The sequence below is a fragment of the Phytoactinopolyspora endophytica genome (assembly GCF_004138495.1).
GTDB lineage: Bacteria > Actinomycetota > Actinomycetes > Jiangellales > Jiangellaceae > Phytoactinopolyspora > Phytoactinopolyspora endophytica.
Genome location: NZ_ML142872.1, coordinates 5,120 through 11,248, shown reverse-complemented (window position 1 = coordinate 11,248; position 6,129 = coordinate 5,120). Strand labels below are relative to the sequence as shown.

8 protein-coding genes and 1 pseudogene are annotated in these 6,129 nt (G+C 66.7%); 2 read left to right on the top strand and 7 right to left on the bottom strand.

What is annotated here, in order from left to right:
- Positions 1-529, top strand: a pseudogene (locus tag ELR45_RS39725) (hypothetical protein); the annotation flags it as partial.
- A gap of 50 nt (positions 530-579) precedes the next feature.
- Here the strand turns inward: ELR45_RS39725 and ELR45_RS30690 are convergent.
- Both ELR45_RS30690 and ELR45_RS30685 read right to left on the bottom strand, forming a co-directional pair.
- Positions 580-903, bottom strand: a complete 324-nt coding sequence (locus tag ELR45_RS30690) for an AzlD domain-containing protein (protein ID WP_129669687.1) — start codon at positions 901-903, stop codon at positions 580-582.
- Positions 900-1,607: an AzlC family ABC transporter permease gene (locus ELR45_RS30685; RefSeq protein ID WP_129669686.1), complete on the bottom strand. Its 708-nt coding sequence runs from the start codon at positions 1,605-1,607 to the stop codon at positions 900-902. The genes ELR45_RS30690 and ELR45_RS30685 overlap by 4 nt, the downstream gene beginning before the upstream one ends.
- Positions 1,608-1,675: 68 nt before the next feature.
- Here ELR45_RS30685 and ELR45_RS30680 point away from each other — a divergent pair, with 68 nt between their 5' ends.
- The gene (locus ELR45_RS30680; RefSeq protein WP_129669685.1) at positions 1,676-2,245 is read left to right on the top strand and encodes a helix-turn-helix domain-containing protein; all 570 of its coding nucleotides are present in this window, start codon (positions 1,676-1,678) and stop codon (positions 2,243-2,245) included.
- Positions 2,246-2,256: 11 nt separating this feature from the next.
- Here the strand turns inward: ELR45_RS30680 and ELR45_RS30675 are convergent, their stop codons facing one another.
- The 5 genes from ELR45_RS30675 to ELR45_RS39720 all read right to left on the bottom strand — a co-directional run.
- The gene (locus tag ELR45_RS30675) at positions 2,257-3,504 is read right to left on the bottom strand and encodes an RNA polymerase sigma factor (RefSeq protein ID WP_129669754.1); all 1,248 of its coding nucleotides are present in this window, start codon (positions 3,502-3,504) and stop codon (positions 2,257-2,259) included.
- A gap of 5 nt (positions 3,505-3,509) precedes the next feature.
- Positions 3,510-3,920: a YciI family protein gene (locus tag ELR45_RS30670; protein WP_129669684.1), complete on the bottom strand. Its 411-nt coding sequence runs from the start codon at positions 3,918-3,920 to the stop codon at positions 3,510-3,512.
- A gap of 181 nt (positions 3,921-4,101) precedes the next feature.
- Positions 4,102-4,749: an HAD family hydrolase gene (locus ELR45_RS30665; protein ID WP_129669683.1), complete on the bottom strand. Its 648-nt coding sequence runs from the start codon at positions 4,747-4,749 to the stop codon at positions 4,102-4,104.
- A gap of 56 nt (positions 4,750-4,805) precedes the next feature.
- Complete coding sequence (locus ELR45_RS30660; protein WP_129669682.1) at positions 4,806-5,774, bottom strand: S66 peptidase family protein; 969 nt, start codon at positions 5,772-5,774, stop codon at positions 4,806-4,808.
- Positions 5,775-5,830: 56 nt separating this feature from the next.
- A partial coding sequence (locus tag ELR45_RS39720) for a DNA glycosylase AlkZ-like family protein (protein ID WP_205857589.1) occupies positions 5,831-6,129 on the bottom strand: 299 nt, incomplete at its 5' end.

Here is a 6,129-nt window from a genome sequence, read left to right as displayed (position 1 = left end):
ACTCGGGCGCGCGTACGTCAAACAAGTGGACGTGCTGGTCTCGCAGTGGGCGCGAGGGCCGGAGCTACTGGTCTCGACGAAGTCGATGGTCTCGTCGTTCCGGAACAACCTGGCGAACAGGTTCGAGGAATCATACGGGGACGCGAAGAACCTGCGCGGCCGTTACCCGCTCGTCTCGATGGGCTTCCTGTTCGTGTTGCGTTCCACCATCCTGGACGACCCAGGTGCGTACGAGAAGGCCGTCGACATGCTCCGCAAACTGCAGGGCGAGGCCGACGCCTACGACGCCACGTGCGTCGTCCTGGCGGAGTGGAGTGACGACGACTTCAACGGCGTCACCATCCGCACCGATGCCGTCCCGGACGACCTGTCCGCGGATCGCTTTCTCGCCACGCTCATCGAGGCCGTGCTGAACCGCACACCGGTAGAGATGCATGTGCAGGTCCGGGAGCGACGCGAGCACCGCGAGCTGCCGCTCGAGGAGTCGGACACCGGCGCGCTGATCACCCTCAAGGACCTGGGTGCTTAGAAACCGGGGCTCGAGAACGCGCCGCCGTCCGGCTGGAGCGGGCCGCGCGCTCAGTTGACGCCCAGCACGCGGAGACCGGCCGCGGTCCCGGCGGCAGCGAGCACGACGACGAAGAACGGCGCCTTCTTCCACGCCAGGATGCCACCGACCGCGACGCCGGCGGGACGGGCGAACCCCACGAACTCCTGCTCATCGAGCAGGGCGGTCGTACCGACCAGGGCGGCCAGCAGAACGACGGCGGCGACGCCGAGCAGCTTCTCGACGCGCGGCGACAGCTCGACGCGCTCCCGCAGAAGGGGGCCGGCGAGACGGAAGGCGAACGTACCCGCGCCCAGCACGATGGTCGCGAGCACCAAGCCCATGGTCGTGCTCATGACGCCGGCTCCGGCTCGCGACGGGTGGCCTGGTCGTCCCGGCCGAGACCGGCGACGAGAACCCCTACGAGCGCCAGCAGCAGTGGCAGCCCAGCCGGCAGGAACGGTGCGGTGACCAGTGCGACCGCGACACCCAGCAAAGCGGCTCGGCGTGCCGCCGGATCCCGCAAGGACGGCAGGATCAGTGCGAGCAGGACGGCCGGGAACGCGGCGTCCAACCCGAGTGCGTCGGTATCGCTGATGGCCGTGCCGGCGAACGCGCCGACCGCCACCCCCAGGTTCCAGCAGATGAACAGGCCGATGCCGCACGCCCAGTATGCCGCGCGTCGTCGTTCGCCTTCGCGTTGTGCCAGGGCGAACGCCACCGACTCGTCGATCATGAGGTGCGTGCCCACGATGCGGCGCAGCCAGCCGCGTCCGAGTACGTCTCCGATGGTGAAGCCGAACGGGAGATGCCGCGCGTTGAGTAGGAGCCCCGCGACGACGGCGGCGACCGGGTTACCGCCCGAAGCGACGATGCCGACGAACATGAACTGTGCCGCACCTGCGAACACCACGACCGAGAGCAGCATCGGCAGCCACAACGGCAGGCCGGCGCTCACCGCGATGGCGCCGAACGAGGCCCCGACGAACGCGTCAGCCACGCACACCAGCGCGATGTCACGGGCGAGCGACCGATCCAGGGTTCGCCGTATCGAACGCATAGGATTCTATGGTGAACGCCAACAGGGGTGTTCGTCAAGATGAACGATTCGACTCGTGGAGCGAACGCATGACAGGAGGCAGCGGAGGGAGCAGGGCGCCGCTCGATGTGATCGCCACGTCCCTGCAACGAGAGCGTCAACGCATCGGGCTCTCCCTCGCCGAGGTGGCACGCCGGGCCGGCGTCGCGAAGTCCACCTTGTCTCAGCTGGAGTCCGGCTCCGGCAATCCGAGCGTCGAGACGCTATGGGCACTCAGCGTCGCGCTCAACGTGCCGTTCGGGCAGCTGGTCCAGCCGCAACGGCCAACCGTACAGGTGATCCGCGCCGGTGAAGGCCCGGCCGTCGCGTCGGAGCAGGCTGACTACGTCGCGACGTTGCTCGCATCGTGCCCGCCGAATGCTCGGCGCGACATCTACCTCATATCCGCCCAGCCGGGCAACCCGCGCGAGTCGGACCCACACATGCCCGGGGTCGTCGAGCACGTCGTCCTCAGCGCTGGCCGGGCGCTCGTCGGCGTGGCCGAGGATCCCGTCGAGCTCTACCCCGGCGACTACATCGCCTACCCGGGGGACGTGGCGCACGTCTTCAAGGCGCTCGAGCCTGACACGGTCGCGGTGCTGGTGTCCGAACACGTGTGACGCACCAACGGCTAGCCGGCGCCGAGGTGAGCCGCCTTGAGCGTGAGGTAATGCCGTTCGGGAACACTCGCGGTCATCTTCGCTGCCTTCTGATACGCCTCACGAGCGCCGTTCACATCACCGGCGAGCTCGAGCAGGTGGCCACGGACGGCTTCGAGCCGATGCGTCTGGGTCATGCGCTCGTCGCCGTCAAGCGTGCCGAGCAGTGCCAGCCCGGCACGCGGGCCGTGGACCATCGCGACGGCAGCCGCGCGGTTGAGCGTCACCATCGGCCCCGGCGCCACCTGTTCGAGCACCTCGTACAGCGCAACGATCTGCGGCCAGTCCGTCTCCTCGGTGCCCGGCGCCTCGTCGTGCACCGCGGCGATCGCCGCCTGCAGCTGGTACAACCCCACCGGGGCCGTGCCGAGAGTTCTGGTGAGAAGGGCGACACCCTCCTCGATCCGCGCCCGGTCCCAGAGGTCCCGCCGTTGCTCGGCGAGCGAGACCAACCAGCCATCGGCGTCCGTGCGAGCGGCACGTCGCGCGTCGGTCAGCAGCATGAGAGCGAGGAGGCCAGCGGCCTCTGCCTCGTTCGGCACGGACTCATGGAGCATGCGAGCCAGCCGGATCGCCTCGGACGTCAGGTCGGCGCGGCTCAACGCAGTGCCCGCAGTGGCTGTGTAACCCTCGTTGAAGATCAGGTAGAGCACGTGCAGCACCGCGTCGAGGCGTTCCCCCCGCTCGTCGTCGGTGGGCATCTGAAACGGAATGCCGGACGTCTTGATGCGCTGCTTTGCCCTGCTGATCCGCTGTGCCATCGTCGCCTCGGGCACGAGGAAGGCCTTCGCGATCTCCCCGGTGGTGAGCCCACCGACTGCGCGCAGCGTCAGCGCGATCGCCGACGCGGGCGTCAGGACCGGATGGCAGCACAGGAACAGCAAGGTCAGGGTGTCGTCGTGGTCCGGCGCGACGTCGTCGTCGACAGCACGGGCAAGCTGCGAGTCGGTGGGTGCCCGGACAGCGGCCAGCTCCTCACGCCGGCGTCGGGCGCCTTCGCTTCGGAACTGGTCGATCATGCGACGGGAGGCAACCCTGATCAGCCACCCTCGGGGATCTTCCGGCACGCCCTCTTCTCGCCACTGCACCACGGCAGCCAACAGCGCTTCCTGAACCGCGTCCTCGGACGCGTCGAAATCCCCGTGCCGCCGTACCACCGCGCCGAGCACCTGCGGCGCCAGCTCGCGCAGCAGGTCCTCAACGCTGGAGGTCGGCGGAATGATACTCACACGTCCACGTCCGGAGCCGACATCACCTGGCGGACCTCGATCGGGATGTTCAACGCCTCACCGCCCCGTCCCGGCCCTGCCGACATCTTCGCGGCGATCTCGAGGGCACGCTCCTCGGTCTCGACATCGACGATCCGATAACCAGCCAGGAACTCCTTGGACTCGGGAAACGGCCCGTCTGTGGTCACAGGCGTGCTATGCCCATCGAACCTGACGATCTTCGCCTGATCCGGCCCCGCTAGGCCCTGACCGTCGACCAGCTCACCGTTGTCGATGAGCTCCTTGTTGATCGCGTGCTGGAACTCGATGTGTGCCTTGATGTCCTCCGGCGGCCACGTGCTCATCTCGCCATGCTTCTCGTCGACGTCCCGCGGCAATCCGTAGGTCATCAGCAGCATGTATTTCATGTCCCCGCTCCTCTCGGTTTGCGCCCTTGTTCGGGGCACTCACAGGAACATCGGAACACGCGCCGCGTTCTCGACATCCCGTCGATGTGCACGCTAAACGAGATGTGCCCGTCTCGGAAGGCGGAGAATGTCAGTCATCGCAGACTTCGGAGACATCAGTGTTGACGTGGCCTAGCGAAGGTCACTCTGCGTTAAGTACCGAACGGATCGCGTCCGCACAGCTGTCCGCCGCCAAGGATGGCCGGTATGGGAGATCCGGCCATGGCCGGCCATGGTGCAACCAGATGCTGTCGATGCCCGCATTGTGAGCACCGGCGATGTCCGCCTCCGGGTTATCGCCCACCATCCAGGCGCCCGCCAATGGCTGGCCTGCGCGCTTCGCCGCATGCTCGAAGATAAGCGGATCCGGCTTCCACACATCGACCGCCTCGGAGACGATCCAACCGTCGACCAGTTCGTCGGCGCCGCTGCTTCTGATCTTTCTTTCCTGGCTGACGACCGCGCCGTTGGTGACGATGACCAGCGCCCAGCCCGCAGCCCGCGCCGCAAGGAGAGCGTTTCGCTCCGCGGGCCGGATGACGATGCCTTCGAGCACGCCGACGCGGATCTCGTCGGCGATCTCGTCAACACTCCGGTCGACGCCGTAGCGATCCTTCAGGGTCTGCGCGAACTCCACTGCTACACCTCGCGCACCGGCGTCCGCGTCCAAGAGGTAGTCGATGTCTGACTGCGGCGCGCCGATGTCGCCGACGAATCCCTCCAGCCAGGAACGGACAGCCGCGGTCCGATCGATCAACGTGTCGTCAAGATCCAAAAGAAGCAGGGCCACAGATCAGACCCTATACGCCCACGCATCGCGGGTAGGCGTGCACCGGCCGAGACACGCTACATTACGCCGGGCTCGACCGTGAGAGTACCGGCGTAGGTGTCGATGGTGGCCGTCGTACCCAAGGGCACAGTCCACGGGCGGGTGCCGTGTCCGATAGGCAGCCCGCCTAATACCGGCACGCTGAGCTGGCCCAACCGGTCGTTGAGGACGTCGATGACGGTCCAACCTCCGAGGGTCTCGTCGTCGAGCGTCGGCTCGAAGCCGGTGAACTGTCCGACAGCCACGCCCCGGACGCCGTCCAGCACGCCCGACTTCAACAGCTGCGTCAGCTCTCGATCGATCTCACCGAGCCCGGTGCCCATGAGATCTTCGATGAGCCAGATGGCGCCGTCGAGTCTCGGCATCTCGTATCCCAGCGACGTGCGCATCGTCCCCAGGTTGCCACCCATCAGGAAGCCCGTCGCCGTTCCGTCGACCGTGGTCGCGGCAGAGATCTCGTAAGGATCTTGGTGGATCACGATCGGATCGGTCGTCATCAGGACTTGACTTGCCGCCTCCGCGCCGGCGTAGCCATGCACACCGCCGAGGCGGCAGAACTTCCACAGCGCCATGTGCATGATGGTGACGTCGCTGAAACCGATGAGCGGCTTGGGATCACGTCGTACGGACTCAAAGTCGATACGGTGGGAGATGCGGTAGGCACCCTTGCCACCTCTGGTCGCGAAGATGGCCCGTACTCCGGGCTCGCGGAACGCACCGTTCAGATCGGCCAGGCGCTGCTCGTCCGTCCCGGCGAGATACCCCACCTGGTCGAATGCATGATCGCCGATCTCTGGCCGCAGGCCCCAACTCGTCAACAGCTCGACCATCTGCTCGATGTACGCACGGTTCGGCGGGCTGGCTGGAGATATGAACCGCACCCGGTCGCCCGGTCTCAGCCGAGGCGGAACGATGACGTCAGCCGCGCTGGCTCGATGACCAGCGACAACGGAATCACGGACCGGAAGATCATCGACGGCATCCATGCCGTCGCAGTCTGCCATCGAACGCCGACACCCCGCGCTGAAGGACCTCCCGAATGTCAGTGCTTCGGCAACGCGGGTGGAAGCACGACGATGTCGTGGCGGTCGTCTTGCGTCGCGAACTCGAGGAGGCAGGCACCCTCAGTGGTGACGTCCCCCTCCTCGGCGGCAGACAACGTGCGATATGGCTGGATCGTCAAGGTGGCGGTCCCGTCCGAGCTGGCGATGGTCCACTCTGCGTCGACGAAGCCGTCTATCAAAAGCTTGCGGACCGTGCGATCAGTCGTGATGGATCCGACCCGCCCGACCCTCGGCGCGATGATCCGGCTACGGTCGTCGTGGGAGAGGAAGACGTTGT